Here is a 262-nt window from a genome sequence, read left to right as displayed (position 1 = left end):
TCGAACGCGTGCGCCAGGCGATTCTCGATACCCGTGGCGTTGTCGACGTGTTTGCCCTCCGGGCAACGGTCGCGACCGAAATGGTCGCCGTCAGCCCTTGGGCGAGCAGTCCCCGCGAACTCGCAGCCGCGAATGCGGTGGATTCGTTTTTGTTCGATGCTTCGCGCGCTGGCCTGATCCGGCGCGGGGGCGGCGGTGGCTGGGCCTACAACCCCTGGATGCGTGTCCGCGGCTATACGGGGTGCGCATGCTGAAGCGGTCG

Annotated in this window: 1 protein-coding gene; it reads left to right on the top strand. The window is 67.2% G+C overall.

Going from position 1 to position 262, the window contains the following annotated elements:
* On the top strand, positions 1-254 hold a 254-nt coding region (locus ACR6JA_RS23075; RefSeq protein WP_494599838.1), incomplete at its 5' end, for a hypothetical protein.
* Positions 255-262: the final 8 nt, after the last annotated feature.

The organism is Cedecea sp. B1(4), assembly GCF_059414925.1.
Note: the sequence above shows the minus strand (reverse complement) of the source record. Positions and strands in the feature narration are given on the sequence as shown.